This window comes from Limnobacter humi (assembly GCF_024518835.1).
Lineage (GTDB): Bacteria > Pseudomonadota > Gammaproteobacteria > Burkholderiales > Burkholderiaceae_B > Limnobacter > Limnobacter humi.
In genome coordinates this window covers 849,001-866,023 of sequence record NZ_JANIGO010000001.1, presented here as the reverse complement: position 1 = coordinate 866,023, position 17,023 = coordinate 849,001, and the positions used below count along the sequence as shown (strand labels likewise).

The window sequence follows — 17,023 nt, the reverse complement described above, 5'->3', positions numbered from 1 at the left end:
GTTTCTCATCGGTAGTAATACACCCATTCAAGATGAGTCTGAAGGGTGTTGACCAAAGGGTCTGTGCGACGAAAACTGAGATTGCTGAGCACCAAGGCGTCGTGCCGGTTCATGGCTTCAGCAACAAATTGAAGCACATTCGGATAGCTTCCTTGAACGGTGTATTCAATAACTGAATGAGGTAAGGTGTCATGATTGCTGCCTACAAATTGTTGATTCGCGTCTGAAAGGCTCACAGAATGAGCTCGAGCAGTGCTTTCGAGAGCCAATATCAAACCGTTTAAGTCACTGCGATTGGCCAGTCTGTTTCGAATATTTTCTTCTCGAGCCGATTGATTGGCCTCGCTAGACTGCTGAGCATCCATTTCAATTTGCAGGTTTGTCTGCGCCCGAATATTTGTATGATGAAGCCCCCTGGTTTGTTTGATATTCAACCCAATGGCTGCTATCAAAATCATGTCCAGCAGAATGATTAGTGCGATTGCAGTCATACGTCTTTTTGAATTGACCAGCGATGCAAGCAACAGGCCATACAATTGGCGCTGCACATTATTCATAAATGCTCCACTTCGCGACTGCAAAGAACTCCAGGCCATTCGGGCTGAGTGTCGTGTTTCGGTAGCGTTGCAATTCGACTTGCTTTAGGGCTGGCGTTGCTTCCAATCGGGTTAAATACAGATTCAACGCCTCTTGGTCTTTGGCAAGCCCTGAAAAACGCACCTGTTGCTCAGTAAGCTGTGGCTCAATACCCAGCAGGGTAATATTCGACGTCTTGGTATTTTCAAAACTCGAAAATAGCCCTGCCCAGTTGGCCTTGGATTCCATCAAAAAGCGATCAAGCTTTTTATCCAATACTGTTGCTTCATACGGTTGAGAATTGGATGAACGCTGTAAATCAAGCTGTCGCGATACCTCTTCATTTAAAGCTTGATGACTGACGTACAAACCACCAAGAAGACAAATCGTTAAAAACAGCAGAGCAACCAAGACTTTCTGATCTCGTTGCGAAATGTCTTGATTACTGGAGAAATTAATGCGGTCGCCAGACATGAGTCTCCACCTCCCCATATCGTGAGTCGATTACCTGCGGAACCTCTGCTTTTAACAACTGATCGGATAGAAGAAGATGCTTCTCGATGACATCAACGAAACCGCCTGAGTACATAGCAGGCCATGCATGTGCGGAAGCCACTTTACCTTTCAAGACAAGCGCACTTTGTATAAGCAGGTCATCACGGCAAATCACCCAAGCGGAATCATGATGAGCCAACGTTGACAGAATATGGATTACCTCAGGCGTAACCGTCTTAAATGCTTGCCGATACTCAATATCTACTTTACAAGCGCACAACAGGATCGGATCACTGGTGCAGCTTTGGACAGCCTGCCATTGCCACAAACTTTGTTTCGAACCCATGAATGTTTTGGCCCAGTGTGTTGCTAGCGCATTCAGTTCAAGGGATCCCAGCTTGATGTGCACTGCGGGCAGCATGTAAAAGCGCCCCAAACTGGGTGACAAGCGGAGTACTGATCGGGATCTTTTTAGTGGGTCCGGGAGCCTACTTTCATCACGAATGGATGCATTCAGGGCCTGAATTTCTTCATTCGCCAAACGACGGTTTATTACGACTGTTTTCTTTTGGTCTATTTCCCATGCACTCAAGCCATGGCTTCCCAAATAGGCCGACAATTGTTTAGTTGAAAAAGGCCACACGGCGCACCTCATCCCAGCTTGTTTCGCCTGCTTTCATCAGTTGTATAGCGTTGTTGATGAGCGGCACCGTACCGTTGCTCCAGGCATGGGTTTTAATGGCTTGAATTGATTCCCGATTGGTAATTTTGTCGCGTAGTTCATCGTCGATTAGTAACACCTCTGCGATGGCCTTTCTGCCTTTAAAACCGGTCCCTCGACAATTCGGGCAACCCACAGGCTTAAATATTGTTGGCGCGTTCGATTCGTCCAACTCCAAAATTGCGCACTGATGCACAATTTGCCTCAATTCATCTATGTGGATTGTTTGCTTGCAGTCATTACATAGGCGCCGAACCAAGCGCTGAGCCACTACACCATTTAATGCGGAAACAAACGTGTAAGGGTCCAACCCCATGTGCAAAAAACGCCCCACCACATCAAAGGCGTTATTGGCATGAACCGAGGTAAACACCAGGTGCCCTGTAAGCGCTGATTGAACAGCAACCTGCGCGGTTTCTGTGTCGCGTATTTCGCCAATCATGATTTTGTCCGGGTCGTGTCGAAGAATGGATCGCAAACCTTTTGCAAATGTAAGACCCTTTTTTTCGTTCACCGGAATTTGCAACACACCTTCCAGTTTGTATTCCACCGGGTCTTCAATCGTGATTACCTTTTCTTCGGCGGTACGAGATTCGGTGAGTGCAGCATACAAGGTGGTTGTTTTTCCTGAACCTGTCGGGCCCGTCACTAACAACATCCCATAGGGTGCATTGGCCAATCTGCGAATATGCTGAAGTGTCTGCCTGTCAAAGCCCAAGGCATCCAAAGTGAGTTGCTGTGAATGTCCAGCCAAAGTGCTTCGATCCAGCAAACGCAGCACCGCATCCTCACCGTAGACGCTGGGCATGATCGACACTCGCAAATCAATGGCTTTGCCCAGGCAGTTCACTTTGAAGCGACCATCTTGGGGAATTCGCCGCTCGCCAATGTCCAACTCAGCAAGCACCTTAACTCTTGAAATCATTTGATCGGCCATGGCCAATCCATCAATGTTTGCTACTTGAGTGAGTGCGCCGTCCAGCCGGTATTTCACTTGTAGCCCAGTTGAAGTGGTTTCCAAATGAATGTCCGATGTACCTGCTTGAAGTGCATCAAACAACGTGGAGTCCACAAGCCGAACCACCGGATTGGTTGTCTGTGAAATACCCGCGATGGAAAGGTCAAGTCCTTCCTCTGAAATGTTAAGTTCTCTTTGGTTGGATTGATTGGTCTGCTCCAGTGCCCGCATCGTGGATTCATGAGAGTTAAGCCAACTTGAAAAGCTGTCTGGATCAACCAATCGCGGGCTGTGCAGTGCATCGAACGGAATGTATTCAATTGCCCAATCAAATAAATGAGCTTGAGTCGTCTTGCAAACAACCCACAGAAGCCGCTCTGACTTTTTGCAAAAAGCCAAAGCGCAATTCCACTGCCGTGCCAAAGCTATCGGCAAAGCATCGAAGTCGGGCGTTAGCGCTTGCAAACAGTCTGCTTTCAATATTGGCCATGCAAAAGGATTGTTCATGGTGATGTCTTTGGTAGCCACGGCGTCACGATTGCAAACTGTTGGCCAGTTCAAAGATGGGCATGTACATCAGCACAACCACCGTACCAATGATGATGCCAATCAAGGCCATGAGTGCTGGCTCGAAAATTCTTGAAAACACCTCTACTGCTTTGCTCGTGTCGCTTTCTAAAAATTGAGCAGCTTTCGTGAGCATGTCTCCAACTGAGCCAGTTCGTTCACCCACGGCGAGCATTTGAAAAGCGATTTCGGTGGTCAAATTGCAAGAGAACAATGCAGACGACAGAGATTCGCCTTCAGAAATTTTTTGACGCGCATGCCTGAGCTGCTGCATTTCATCAGGCCCCAACAATTCTTCGACCTGAACCAACGCAGCGTTTACGGGTATGCCGCCAGTCAGTAGCAGCCCCAATGCACGGTAGAGCCGACTTAAGCGGTAGCTTTTCCACAGATTGGCCAAATGAGCATTGCGCAACAGTAACTGGCCCACCCTGCGTTGGTTGTTGGCACTGCGAGTGGTGACGAAGATAAAGCCAGTTAATCCGGCCAAGCCCAATAAAACCCACGCCGCGTGATCGCGCATGGTAAGGCCCCACCACAGCAGTACTTTTGATAACCATGGCAGATCACCCTGCAAACCCTCGTATACACCGGCGAAGCGCGGAACAACATACATCAGTAAGAACACTAAAACACCGCCGCCCACCACGAGTAGCAGACTTGGGTACAGGGCAGCATTGGAAATTTTTCGTTTAATCAACTCGGCTTGTTGCGCATACTCCAGGTACTTTTCAAGCGCTTGCGGCAGGTTAGATGTTTTTTCTGCCGCGCGAACCAAGGTCCGCATTAAGTTTGGAAATTCTTTTGGGTATCCGGCCAATGCATTTGAAAGTGATTGCCCTTCATGAATTGCTTGCAACAAACCCTGCAAGACGGGCTTTTGAGACGGATTGGCTTTGCTATGTAAACCCCGCAGGCTTTCAGTGATTGACAGGCCTGCTTTTTGAAGCGCGAGCAGTTCTTGAGCAAATGGAATCAGTTTGAATTTTGATGATGACTGGATTGAAATTTGCAGCAACGGAGATTTGATCTTGATGGCCTCCAAGCCCAGCTCACTGCAAAGCTCTCGGGCCTGTTGTGGTGTCGCTGCAGTGAAGTGGTGCACGTGTAATCCACCTGCTGAATCGATTGCAGTCACAACAAATTGAGGCATGGCGATTACCGACGACTTGCGGGCGCCCAACTGGTGATGTCGGCATTTTCCGCTTCCCCACCCGGACTGGCGTCCTTCCCTAGAGTGAACAAATCGTATTCCCCGTGCTGCCCGGGGAAGCGATATTCATAGGCCTTGCCCCAAGGGTCAGCGGGTGGTGGTTTGTCGAGGTAAGGGCCATACCACGGATTGGTTTCCTGCGGCTTTTGGAACAAGGCGTTCAAGCCTTGGGCCGTGCTTGGGTAGCTACCTGTATCCAATCGATATGCATCGAGTGCTTTGGCAAAAGCCGCAATTTGTGTTTGTGCCGACTTCGATTCCGCTTTGCCCAATTGGCTGAAATAGCGTGGACCAACATAGGCCGCCAGCAAGCCGAGAATGACCAATACCACCAACAGCTCCAGCAAAGTGAAACCACGGGTATTCGACGAAGCGGGAGTAATCATGGTGCATGGCAGATTGATAGGCTGTGAACCCGTTGAGTGTCTTGTAGTGGGGTTTGGTTCATTTTGAAATCAACCCTCAGAAGGTTGGGTGTCACGTCTGAGTTTTAAAAATGAGTTCTCTAACTTCTCTAAAAGGTGAGCCCGGATCGATATGTGAACTTTTTAGGGACTGAATTTCACCAAACGAGAATCGACCATTTAAATCGATGAGCCCACCCAAACAAATATTTGTGATGGGAGGTCACTTATTCCGAATCGTGGACTTTTCAAATTGATTAAATATTTCATGCTATGTCTTGGACTGGCTACAATGAGCGGCGCATTGCATTCGGAGCCGATTGATCGACGTGGTAGTTGGAGCGTTGACCAGTCTGGTGCATTCAACTATCGATACGATCTTCGAATTCCACCGGGCGTCGCTGGAGTTCAACCCAATATCGCACTAACTTTCAACAGTAACGCTGGCGTTAGTACCTTGGGCCAGGGCTTTGCGTTGACTGGCTTGAGCTCAATAACACGTTGCCCCAAAACACCTGCAACCGATGGGGTGAAAGGTTGGGTGTCGTTTGATAACACGGATCCTCTTTGCTTGGACGGTGCAAGATTGATGCTTCGTTCTGGTTCACAAGGGCAAGACGGCGCTATCTATGAACCTGAAGTCTATGATGGGACCAAAGTCATTGGTGTTTCGCTTGACTCAATAGATGAATCGAAATATTTCGAAGTGCAAACCAAAACAGGTGAAATTCGCCGATATAAAAAGCGAATTGCATTATTTCCCGGTGGTCCTAGCGGTACGTTGATTTCTTACATTTGGTCGTTCGATCTTGAGAGCGTGTCTGATTCGAAGGGGAATTTTTGGCAGGTTTACTATGCCCCCTATGTCGAGGCGCGTCTGCCTAGAGTGATTTGTTATACCGGAAATTCGAAACTGGCATTAAAACCCTCAACCTGTATTGAATTTGGTTATGGTCCCTTGACTGGTCCGTACAGCAGCATTGAATACCAGCCCAATAGCATTCGCTTTTATAACTATTTTGGGCGCCTATACACAGGCAATGCATTGCTTCGAGCGATCCGAATCGTTCAAAATGCGACCATCACATCGGTTGGCACCGCGCGATTACCTGACTGGTCTGTTACGGGTCAACAGTTGCAAGAGTACAAATTAAGTTATGCGCAGAACCGACCGACCGATAACTACTTCTTAGCGTCAGTTACAGAATGTACCGCCACGAGTTGTTTGCCATCATTGAGTTTTTCTTGGAACTCGAGTAACGCAACGCAAAACGCCCAATATGTAGGACTGGCTCAGGGGGCTCTTGCAAATCTTTCTGACACAGCAGGTTTTACAAACGCCAAATATTACAATTCAATTGCATATCCAGATATTAATGGCGATGGTCGATTAGATGTTTGTTACCGCACAGCGCAAGGTATCAAATGCAGTTTATTTGACGGTGCAGGTTTCTTAGCTCCGATAGACGGACCCTTGTTGAGTGATGCGGCAGGCTGGGATCAAAAATTTCGCTACGCGACCATAACCTACGTAGATATTAATAGAGATGGAAAAGCTGACATTTGCGCCAAGGATGCACAGGGAATTGTTTGTTGGCTAAGTAACGGTAGCAGTTTTACATCGGAGATCCGTGGACCCTCAATGCCAGATTCTGCGGGGTGGAATCTCGAATCCAGGTATTCAACCATTTCATTTCTGGATTTAAATCAAGATGGTTTTGCCGACGTCTGTGGGAGGGATACTGCAGGAATTGTTTGTTGGTACGGTAATGGAAGTGGGTTTGATTTCAACCGTATTGATGGGCCTGCGCTTTCAGACGCTGCTGGTTGGGGTGCTATTTCAGCTTACAGTTCCATACGATTCGCCGATATCAATGGCGACGGTATCCCGGATCTTTGCGCCATACAATCTAATTCTGTTTGCTATCTTGGAATTGCTGCAAACTTTCAGAAAAATGTTGATTCGGCGGGCAACGTAACAATCAAGGTTTTTGGCTCTTCAGTAGTCGGGCCTACGTGGCCGATTGCAAGTGGCCTCTATATGGGCTCCCTGCAATACCTCGACTTGAACACCGACGGCACAACAGACGCTTGTATCCGGGCTTCAAATGGTTTTCATTGCACTTTGGCATCTGGAGTGAATTGGTCAAACTCAAATGAGCTGTATGGAAGATTTCCCAGTTTGACTGATGCTGAGGGTTGGTCTAATCCGGCCAAATCTGCAACAATACGATTTGCAGATATCAATCATGATCAGTTCCCTGATCTGTGTTTTCGACAGGACGATCGAATCAAATGCTATCTGGGAACCATCACAAGCAAAAAAAATTTGGTCGATGGACCTGTTTTTGGACTTGGTTCCGACCTCGATCAAGAATCGACCTTCTCTACCATGCGGTTTGTGGATTTGAATGGAGACGGCCGTCCTGACTTTTGTCTTCGTCGCAGCAATGGGCTTAATTGTTTTTTACAAACCAGTGACCATAGGCTGACACTGGCTAGTATTTCTGTTGCTGGCCACCAAATATTTCCCGAGTCCAAACCGCTATCTGCAACCGCTGGGTATACGTGGCGTTATGGTTTCTCATGGCCCAATAGACCATTGGCCAGTGCCACACCCGTTACAACTTCCGTTAGGGAGTCAGATGGTTTGGGTGGCTTTGTCACCACAAACTATTCATTTTCTGATGGATATTACGACGCATACTATGGGCGGGGTTTTCTTGGTTTTGCATCGCGCACCGAGCAAAAATTGTCTGCAAGTGCCGAACGTTCTGTTATTTCGAAGGGGCAGTATTTACAAAATTGGCCCTGTATTGGTTACCCCTACAGAACCCAGCGAAAAACGCCTGCTGGTGTCCTGATTGAACAAATTGATACCACTTGGAAGACACGCACGCCATCTAATGCCAATTCTGTTGCGTGCACAGCCCCCCTGCCTGTCGGTCAAACTGCCATCCCGTTTTCAACGTCGCAAATAATCCGTCGCTGGGAGTTAACCACAACATCCCAGCAGGGTACGGAGTTACCCCGTAAGCAAGTTCAAACCACGGTTGACGCGTATGGCAACGTTTTACGAGTTACAGAGCAAATCTTAAACGCAGACGGCACAGCAAGCGGATACAGCAGAACCACCGAGAACCTATATGACCCAGATGCTGAGAGAAGTCGGCAAGGCCGATTAATCCGCAGCAGTGTGACGCAATCCAAACCTTGAGGCCGGGGAACTATCATATGAAAAATGTCCTAAAGGCCATTGGCTTGACGTTGGTCATTGGTTTGGCAAATGCGTCCAGTGCATCGGCTGAAACCATCATTAGGTCCAGTGCATTCGTCTACGATTTAGACGGATTACTGACTCGTGAAATCGTTGAGCCCGGAGACTCTTCGCAGTGCTTGGTAACCGATTATTTATTGGATGCCTATGGAAATCGCGTTAGTAGCACATTCAGAAATTGCAACGCTCAAGCTATTCCAGGTGTTGGCGTAGAGGCCAGTGCGCCACCAGCGCCTCCAACGACTGCAGCCACATCGAGTAACTACGCCCAATTTACTACTCGTACAAGGTCAAGTACCTATGGAACCAACGGTGTTAATGCTGTTGCAGGACAGTACCCAACCCTTAATACCAACGAGTTAGGTCACCAGGAAACTCAGGAATTTGATGGCCGATTCGGAAGTGTGACAAAGAAGACCGGCCCCAACGGACTAAGCACAACATGGACATATGACGATCTGGGTCGAAAAATACTGGAGACCCGCGCTGACGGTAGTAGGACTTATTGGGAGTACTTGCCTTGTGGTTCGGCACCTGTGGGTAGCTGCCCGACTGATGTGGCAGGAATTGCGCCCTACTATGTGGTACGCAGTGGCGATGTGAATAGTAGCAACGCCCAAATTGGCGCTGTTACCAGAACCTATTACGACCTACTGAATAGGCCGATTCGATCACAAACACAGATTGCTGTTTCTCCGTCGGCCTTTGCGTGGAAAACACAAGATACCCGCTACGACAACTGGGGGCGAATAGCCAAAAAAAGCAATGTGTACCTAAGTGACGCCACTGGCCATATTGCCGCGCAAACGCCCTCTTGGACATACTTCGCCTATGACTTATTGGGTCGTTTAATTCGAGAGGACATCGAAGATCCCAGCGCTACAAATGCTGCGAACAGAGTGAACGGCCGTTTCACAAACAGCACTACCTACGCTGGTTTAGTGACGGTATTAACAAACACCAAAGGGCAAACAACCACACAGACCTTGAATGTGGCAGGTCAGTTGGCCTCCACCACCGATGCACAAGGCAACATCATCAGCAATACCTATGATGCAGCAGGTAACCTCATCAAAACCGATGCTGCGGGCATTGTCAGCACCTTCACTTATGACCTCCGTGGCCGTAAATTGTCGATGACTGAGCCAACCCAGGGGACATGGCTGTATCGCTACAATGCCCTGGGTGAGTTGCGCCTTCAACAAAACAGCAAAGGTCAGCTAACCACTACAGCGTATGACCAAGCCGGCCGTCCTATAGAACGGCGTGAAGCCGATTTAATCAGCACTTGGGTTTACGACACCCAGCAATCTGCGTGCGCAGCTGCACCGAGCACGGCGAAAGGCAAACCCACCCGTGTTTACACCAGCACGGGATATGAACGCATTCATTGTTACGACAGTTTGGGGCGGGAAATTGCTCAGCGGGTGGCCATGGATGGAAAGGTATTCTGGAGTGGGCAGTTGTACGAAGCCGGGTCAAATCGTTTGCTACAGCGCATATACCCTGCACGCGTACAGCCTAACCCGGCGCCTACAGCCAACGTTGCGCCCGTGGCAGGTTTCGCTGTAGCCAATGAATTCAGCCCGATTGGGTTGATTCGACAGAAAAATCAAGCCAACAACACATTGTTGTGGGAACTGAATAGCGTTGCAGCGAATGGAACTGGTCGTGTCGAGAAAGTAACTCTGGGTAATCAACTGATTGATCAGCTTTACACAGATTCAAATGGGCGTGCTGTTCTATACCTTACTGGCCCAGCACTAAATAGTTTTTTTCAGTATGACGGGTTCTCGTTCGACAGCGAAAGTAATCTGACCAAAAGGTCGTGGCGTGCCTATTCCAGTAACGGATCATTCACCAATCGTAGCGAGGATTTTAGCTACGATAGCTTGAACCGAGTGACTGGCGTGTCAAGCACAACGGGCTTACCGTCAAAAACCATCACATACGACAAATACGGTAACCTGCTGACCAAGGATGGCGTCACCTACACTTATGGAAATGTAAGCAAACCGCTTCAACTAACCCAAATTACTGGAAGTATTCATGGTGTTACCAACCCAGGCTACACCTACGATGCCGCAGGAAACATTTTAACGGGTGGCGGCGCCACAATATCGTGGACGAGTTTTGGCATGGTGAAGAGCCTCGCCAGAGGCAGCCAAAGCAGTAGTTTTTTATATGGTCCAGAACACCAACGCGTCAAACAAACTGCAGCCTACAATGGTCAGAATATAACCACTTGGTATCTTGATGATTTTGAGCTTGAGTACAATGCGGCCACTAACACCACGCAGGCCAAATACTATGTAGCCGGCAGAGTTCTGAGAATTGAAGAAGGCACATCGGCTGCACCAAGCCGTGTCGAAATTAAGTACCTGCACAAAGACCACCTGGGCAGCGTGGTGTTGGTGAGCAATAGCACGGGCGGAGTACAAGAGCGCTACAGCTACGATACGTGGGGCAAGCGCAGAAACCCGGACGGCACTGACTACACCGCCAATGGTGGACATCTGTTGGGCACAACCGACCGCGGGTACACCGGGCACGAACAGCTAGACCACCTTGGGTTGGTACACATGAATGGCCGGATTTATGACGCCAGTGCCGGCCGGTTCATGAGTGCCGACCCGTTTATTGCACAACCGGGCAATCTCCAAAACTATAACCGGTACGCGTATGTCAACAACAACCCACTAAGTTATACAGACCCCAGCGGGTACTTTCTGAAGAAGCTGTTTGGTGGGAATATTCTGCGAGCAGCAGTCACGATAGCGGTGGGGTACTACACAGGCAATCAGCTTAGTGACTGGCTACTGGGCGCAGGCGGCAGTTGGGCCAGTGCAGGTGCCTTGACCGGGTTAGGTAAAGTCAGTGTGGGCGTGGGCAGTGGCTTGGCTGCTGGACTGATTGGATCGGGGGGTGACTTGAAGTCAGCCCTGTACGCCGGCTTAACGGGTGGCGCTTTTGGATATGCCGGAACATTTGATCAAGCTGACAGCATTTCACGTTATCTGGCACATGCCACGGCAGGATGTATATCAAGTTCGCTCAGCGGCGAAGACTGCAAACAAGGCGCCACGGTAGCCCTGGCGGGCAAGTACGTTACCAACAACACGCCAGCCAGCTGGGGGGGGCCAGAGGGGCTGGTAGCGGCCACAGTTGCTGGCGGAACGGTCTCGGTGTTTGGTGGCGGGAAGTTTGCCAACGGCGCAGTAACAGCAGCGTTTGGGTATCTCTTTAATTGCATGCTGAACGAATGCCTAAAACAGGGCGCTATCGGTGCAACAAAGATGGTTGGCGGTACCCTTACCGTCAGCACTGGTGCCACCATTTGTGGAACTACAGGTGTCGGTTGTTTAGCAGGAGGGCCCATGATGGCATTTGGCGCTAGCGATGCCACAGAGGGGGCTACGATGTTGGTTGATGCTGTGAGAGGAGTTACTTCTGAGGGGTTCAATCCATTGAAAGTTGGAGTTACGGGACTGCTTCCAAATGCGGGAACATTAGTGTACGACTCGGCATCTCTCGCGTTTAGTGCTGCTGCGTTGGCTGCCCGAGTGCCACTGTACGTCGGGGTTACGGATGGCATTACCCGAGCAAGCTCTCTGTTCGGCGTAACAACAAGCCGATGGGATGCTCCATTTGCATTCGCGAATTCTGTGACGGGGCAGGTAGGCCAAATTTTGAATAGGGCTACTCTGGCAGGTTCTGCGCTTTGGAAGGCATACGGACTTGGTAGCGATTGAGATTAACGATGAACGTTAAACACCTTTTTAATAACGCTCGAAAATGGACTGCTGTTACTTGTATTGCAATTGGAACAGGTATTTTTTATGGCGCCGTTGCTGCAATATTGGTGAAGTTCGGATTACGTGTTTCTGAGAATGAAGCTCTGCTATACGCAGGGCTCCCAGTGGCTGTTGTCGTTGCGATCCTCATCTGGCCAAGATTACCCAAAATCCTGGGATTTCATGATTGAGGGATTTGCAGCGATTGTTCAACGACGGCACTTAGATCAGGTTGATGATCAGCTATTGAAGGCAATACAGCACGGGCGGAGTACAAGAGCGCTACAACTACGATGCTTGGGGCAAGCGCAGAAACCCGGACGGCACTGACTACACCGCCAACGGTGGACATCTGTTGGGCACAACCGACCGCGGGTACACAGGTCACGAACAACTGGACCACCTTGGGTTGGTACACATGAATGGCCGGATTTATGACGCCAGCGCCGGCCGGTTCATGAGTGCAGACCCGTTTATTGCACAACCGGGGAATCTCCAAAACTATAACCGGTACGCGTATGTCAACAACAACCCACTAAGTTATACAGACCCCAGCGGGTACTTTCTGAAGAAGCTGTTTGGTGGGAATATTCTGCGAGCAGCAGTCACGATAGCGGTGGGGTACTACACAGGCAATCAGCTTAGTGACTGGCTACTGGGCGCAGGCGGCAGTTGGGCCAGTGCAGGTGCCTTGACCGGGTTGGGTAAAGTCAGTGTGGGCGTAGGCAGTGGCTTGGCTGCTGGACTGATTGGATCGGGGGGTGACTTGAAATCAGCCCTGTATGCCGGCTTAACGGGTGGCGCTTTTGGATATGCCGGAACATTTGATCAAGCTCACAGCATTTCACGTTATCTGGCACATGCCACGGCAGGATGTATATCAAGTTCGCTCAGCGGCGAAGACTGCAAACAAGGCGCCACGGTAGCCCTGGCGGGCAAGTACGTTACCAACAACACGCCGGCCAGCTGGGGGGGGCCAGAGGGGCTGGTGGCGGCCACGGTGGCTGGCGGAACGGTCTCGGTGTTTGGTGGTGGGAAATTTGCCAACGGCGCAGTAACAGCAGCTTTTGGGTATTTGTACAATAAAATGTTAAGTTCGCCAAATACACTGTCTGGAACATACCAACCAGTAGATGTGCTCGACGCGCGAATTGAACTGGCTATGAATATCGAGCCTAATAAATTTGGGCTTGATGGAAGTGGAGATCCTGGGGAAAGGATTGGAGGACAACCGTTCGGTGCTTCCGGCAATTATTCCTCTGCTCCTGTGGGGCGTTCAAGATCGCCTTTAGATGTCGAACCAGGAACAAATATACCAGCAGTGATTAATGGGCGTTATTACACAGGGCACGCTCTGGATAGAATGCAAGGCAGAGGTGTTACTCCGTCGGCAGTGGAATATACAATTAGAAGTGGAACCTATACTTCTGGACGTGACGGTGCAAGCATATATAGGACAGACGAACTTAAAGTCATATTAAATCCAAACGGTTCTGTAAAAACTCTGTACCCACAATAGGAATGGTCATGGCTAAAATCGTCGAAATAAATTTTGAATATGGGATATTAAAAATCGAAGTCATAGGTCTCAATAATAAAAACTCAGCTGATAAAAGCGATGCGGAGTGGCTGGGTGTATTAATCGACTTGAAGGCTCCTAGTGTAAATTTAAATCTAAATGCAGATTTTACTGTGTCGGATATGATCGAGCTTGAAAAGATATTTAGAGCCTGTCTTAATGAAGCTAGGGGGGAGCAGAGTTTTTGTGCTGAGGAGGAGTCAATTTGTATTGGGGTGCTAAGAAAAAATACAGGTGAGATAATTTTGAGCATTAGATGTCGAGAGTATGGGCCGCCGAAAATAGATTTTTTTATTAAGTCGTACACTGATGCCGTATCGTTGGAAAAAGCGTTGGGGCAGTTGGTTTCAATAAACGGTAATTATAGTGGAGAAAGTTGAGTGGATGAGGCATTTATTTTTTAATTTTTATTAAAAATGATATTTATAGTGGATTTGGTGTTTTGCTGGGATGTTAGATTGCTAATTGATTGTTTTGCCGTTTAAAGTGTTTTTAACGGTCAACGCCGGTTGAATTTTGACCCACTTTGTAATGACCCAGTGAAATTCTGCTCAGGTGATAATGAAGAGGAATTCACCGATGAGCATAAAAATCAACGACGACATCAAGCGCGGGCAACCAAGCGCAAAGCAGCCCTGGTCATGTGACCTGCCCCGAATCTTCGAACCCCTGAAACTTGATTAAACTTGATTATTACCCGCATACGGGTAATAATTCGGCCACTATGGAAAAACTGCTCAACAGCGAAAACGTCAAGTCAGCTTTGCAGGCCAAAGGCTGGACACAGAAGGACCTCGCCGCCCAACTGGACGTCACTCCGCAAGCCATAACCAATTGGCTCAAAGGAATCGATTTTCCAAGGCCAGACAAGTTGCTAAAGTTGGCAACTGCGCTAAAGCTGACATTTTCAGCATTAGTAGTTTCGTCCAGTGAAGACCAACCAGTGATTGCTTTTCGCAAAAAGGGCGCAGCAAAAACAACGGACGAGCACATCACCAAAGCAATCGCCATGGGTTCGTTGTTAAAACCACTCGTGCCGTTTCTGCCTGGCGTAAACGCGCTGCGGTCCACCATCGCCAACCCTTCGACCAGTTATGAGGCCTTGCAGGCGATAGCAAAAGAGATTCGCCAACGCATCGGGCTTGGCGCCAAAGCCGTGTTGGGCTATGAACATCTGATTGAACAGTTTTATGTGAATGGTGCAGTGATCGCGCCAGTGATGTGGGGCGAGAAACGTAACCACAAAAATGCCCTTCACATTCTGTTACCAAAAGAGCAGATCACCTTTATTTTCCTAAACTTGGACACTCGGTTAGAGGACTTTAAGTTCTGGATGGCGCATGAACTTGCACATGTGTACACCCCCGATTTGGCGGGCACAGAGGCTGGTGAAGACTTCGCTGACGCGCTTGCCGGTGCCTTGTTGTTTCCGCAGGCCATTGCTGAGGCAGCCTATGTTGCAACTCAAAAGCAAGTGGACAGCAACGGTGAACTGAAAGTTTTAAAGCGCTACGCTAGCGAATACAGCATTTCTTTATTCAGTGTGTTTTCAGAGGTAGAACGGTTTTCCAAAACCCACCGTTTGCCCGGATTGCGCTGTGCAGAGAAAGACGTGCATGCAATTCGCAATACAGAACGGGGTAAGTTGATCAGCGAAATTCTTTTTGACCCCTTACCTCCGATGCCAGCAGAGTATATTGCTGCCACTGCCAACACGTTTAGAAGCGCTTTCTTTGCCGCGCTTAAGGCCATGATTAAAGCCAACGGAGTTGGATCTGGGTATGTACAACAGGTAATGGACATTTCAATGCAAGATGCTGCTAGTTTGGTCAAGGAACTAAGCGATTGACGCTGGTTCTGCTGGATACGAACGCATACCTTCGTTTGGCAAAGCGGGTTAGGCCTGCAATCGGCATCAAGTTTGGACAAAAGGGTTACGTTCTGACCATTCACAAATTGGTCGAAGACGAGGTGCACAATAGCCCTCGTCTCAAATCCCTGTTTCCATGGTTTGATGGAGAGGAGTTTGTTAAAGAGCGGCTGGCCAAACAAATTCGTCTATCAGAAGATGAAAAAGCTTCAGTGACTGCGGCACAAAGCGTGTTGCACCAATCGGTCTTGGACGATGTTGTTCGGTACAGTTCGAACGGTCGCTCACCCCCCAGTCCTGCTGATTGCTTTTTGCTCGCCTTGGGTCAGGTCAGGGAAGCGATCGTGGTCACAGATGATTTGGGTATGCATGCGTTGGCCAGCGATTTTGACCTTAAAGTCTGGCACGGGTTTCAATTGTTGGATAAGTTGCGTTCGGCAAAGGTGATTGATGCTGAACTGATTCGGCAAATTTACGTAGCCCTCGAAAATAATGGGGATCTTCCAAAGTCTTGGAAAGAAGCTAAGCAAACGACATTCTCAAAAATATTCGCTAACTAGATCTAACCCATTTCAGTTGTTAGTCCGCTTCTTCATCCCACCGGTATTTGCCCTGTTCAAAACGAAGAGTACCCAAGGCGGCCTCGGTTCCCAATTCAATCGCGTAATCGCCATTCGGCAACACCGTTTGCTTCCAGAGTGAATCTCCAAGCCGTCTGTTTTGCAAAATCATGATTCCGGAATCGCCAGTTTGTCCTCGGTCGGCGATGAGGTCTCCAGTTGGCAACGAACCGTCGTTCGTGCAATTACCCACCAACAAACCGCGTTGTCCGTTTTGAAGCGTCTGCGGAGCAGAGTCAAATACTTGAACAGCACAATTGTTGTGCTGGCAAGCCAACTTGGCATTGTCTACACGCACTGCATACACGCATCGCTCGGCAGCAGCCCCTTGCTTCTTGCCCAACATCATTTTTGTTGGAGTGATTTCACTGAGTGGTGAAAGCCCCAATGATGTTTTTGAGCTTGTTTGATTGCAAGCAGTGATTGAAAAGCACAGACACGAACCGAGTATTAAGAGATTTGATTTTTTGTGCATGTTTTGTCTCTCAAACATAAAAGTGAGTCGAGCAATAGAGTTGCGTCTTGGAGGTCACTACGCCGCAAATAAGGCGGATTCTTGAAATTACTCAGTGGCCCGTTGGCCTGGCCCGAGTAATGCTCAAGGTGAAGCATTGGATGCAAACCTCGGCCCAAGTTTCCGATTCGACCAATTTGTTCACCTGCTTGCACAGTGGTGCCGACACTTGGAATGCCTTCTTCTTCCACTTCCCCATATCGCACAACCCCCAATGCGCCATGGTCTACCGTAACTTGAAAGGTGCCGGAATAAAATTTCCAGGATTCAATGACCCGACCAGCAGCAATCGCAAGTACTGGTGAGCCAAGTGGTGCGTACAAATCGCATCCAGCGTGAGTACGCCCTGCGGACCTTTTTGAACCAAAGCTTCGAGGACTTTGTTTGTATGAGTACGTGGATATCCATTCAGGAACTGGCCAAAACTTCTTCATC

The 17,023-nt window shown here is 48.8% G+C and carries 14 protein-coding genes and 1 pseudogene; 7 read left to right on the top strand and 8 right to left on the bottom strand.

Annotated elements, in window-relative coordinates; translation table 11 throughout:
* Positions 1–5: 5 nt before the first annotated feature.
* The 6 genes from NQT62_RS04095 to gspG are packed head-to-tail and all read right to left on the bottom strand — an operon-like array spanning position 6 to position 4,916.
* Positions 6–557, bottom strand: coding sequence for a hypothetical protein (locus tag NQT62_RS04095; protein ID WP_256763316.1), 552 nt, complete (start codon positions 555–557; stop codon positions 6–8).
* Positions 550–1,050 carry a PilN domain-containing protein gene (locus NQT62_RS04090; protein ID WP_256763314.1) on the bottom strand — a complete coding sequence of 167 codons (501 nt, stop codon included), beginning with the start codon at positions 1,048–1,050 and terminating at the stop codon, positions 550–552. The genes NQT62_RS04095 and NQT62_RS04090 overlap by 8 nt, the downstream gene beginning before the upstream one ends.
* Positions 1,031–1,663, bottom strand: coding sequence for a hypothetical protein (locus NQT62_RS04085; protein WP_256763313.1), 633 nt, complete (start codon positions 1,661–1,663; stop codon positions 1,031–1,033). The genes NQT62_RS04090 and NQT62_RS04085 overlap by 20 nt, the downstream gene beginning before the upstream one ends.
* Positions 1,664–1,694: 31 nt before the next feature.
* Positions 1,695–3,257 carry a GspE/PulE family protein gene (locus tag NQT62_RS04080; protein ID WP_256763312.1) on the bottom strand — a complete coding sequence of 521 codons (1,563 nt, stop codon included), beginning with the start codon at positions 3,255–3,257 and terminating at the stop codon, positions 1,695–1,697.
* 25 nt (positions 3,258–3,282) lie between these two features.
* A complete protein-coding gene (locus NQT62_RS04075; RefSeq protein WP_256763311.1) occupies positions 3,283–4,470 on the bottom strand; it encodes a type II secretion system F family protein in 1,188 nt (395 codons plus the stop codon).
* A gap of 5 nt (positions 4,471–4,475) precedes the next feature.
* The gene (gene gspG, locus NQT62_RS04070) at positions 4,476–4,916 is read right to left on the bottom strand and encodes a type II secretion system major pseudopilin GspG (protein WP_256763309.1); all 441 of its coding nucleotides are present in this window, start codon (positions 4,914–4,916) and stop codon (positions 4,476–4,478) included.
* A 310-nt stretch (positions 4,917–5,226) separates the two neighbouring features.
* Between gspG and NQT62_RS04065 the strand changes: the two genes are divergently transcribed.
* From NQT62_RS04065 to NQT62_RS04035, 7 genes and pseudogenes are all read left to right on the top strand, one after another.
* Positions 5,227–8,151 carry an FG-GAP-like repeat-containing protein gene (locus NQT62_RS04065; RefSeq protein ID WP_256763308.1) on the top strand — a complete coding sequence of 975 codons (2,925 nt, stop codon included), beginning with the start codon at positions 5,227–5,229 and terminating at the stop codon, positions 8,149–8,151.
* A 17-nt stretch (positions 8,152–8,168) separates the two neighbouring features.
* Positions 8,169–11,963, top strand: a complete 3,795-nt coding sequence (locus tag NQT62_RS04060; RefSeq protein WP_256763307.1) for an RHS repeat domain-containing protein — start codon at positions 8,169–8,171, stop codon at positions 11,961–11,963.
* Between the two features lie 8 nt (positions 11,964–11,971).
* Positions 11,972–12,196, top strand: a complete 225-nt coding sequence (locus NQT62_RS04055; protein WP_256763306.1) for a hypothetical protein — start codon at positions 11,972–11,974, stop codon at positions 12,194–12,196.
* A gap of 110 nt (positions 12,197–12,306) precedes the next feature.
* Positions 12,307–13,524 (top strand): annotated as a pseudogene (locus tag NQT62_RS04050) (RHS repeat-associated core domain-containing protein); the annotation flags it as partial.
* A gap of 8 nt (positions 13,525–13,532) precedes the next feature.
* A complete protein-coding gene (locus tag NQT62_RS04045) occupies positions 13,533–13,964 on the top strand; it encodes a WapI family immunity protein (protein WP_256763304.1) in 432 nt (143 codons plus the stop codon).
* Between the two features lie 296 nt (positions 13,965–14,260).
* Positions 14,261–15,433 (top strand): XRE family transcriptional regulator, encoded by a 1,173-nt coding sequence (locus NQT62_RS04040; protein ID WP_256763302.1) that lies wholly within the window; start codon positions 14,261–14,263, stop codon positions 15,431–15,433.
* Positions 15,430–16,014, top strand: coding sequence for a PIN domain-containing protein (locus tag NQT62_RS04035; protein WP_256763301.1), 585 nt, complete (start codon positions 15,430–15,432; stop codon positions 16,012–16,014). Before NQT62_RS04040 ends, NQT62_RS04035 begins: the two co-directional genes overlap by 4 nt.
* A 19-nt stretch (positions 16,015–16,033) precedes the next feature.
* Here NQT62_RS04035 and NQT62_RS04030 read toward each other — a convergent pair whose 3' ends face one another.
* Together NQT62_RS04030 and NQT62_RS15475 are read right to left on the bottom strand one after the other, a co-directional pair.
* Positions 16,034–16,549: a hypothetical protein gene (locus tag NQT62_RS04030; RefSeq protein ID WP_256763299.1), complete on the bottom strand. Its 516-nt coding sequence runs from the start codon at positions 16,547–16,549 to the stop codon at positions 16,034–16,036.
* A complete protein-coding gene (locus tag NQT62_RS15475) occupies positions 16,525–17,022 on the bottom strand; it encodes a M23 family metallopeptidase (protein WP_370569122.1) in 498 nt (165 codons plus the stop codon). The genes NQT62_RS04030 and NQT62_RS15475 overlap by 25 nt, the downstream gene beginning before the upstream one ends.
* Position 17,023: the final 1 nt, after the last annotated feature.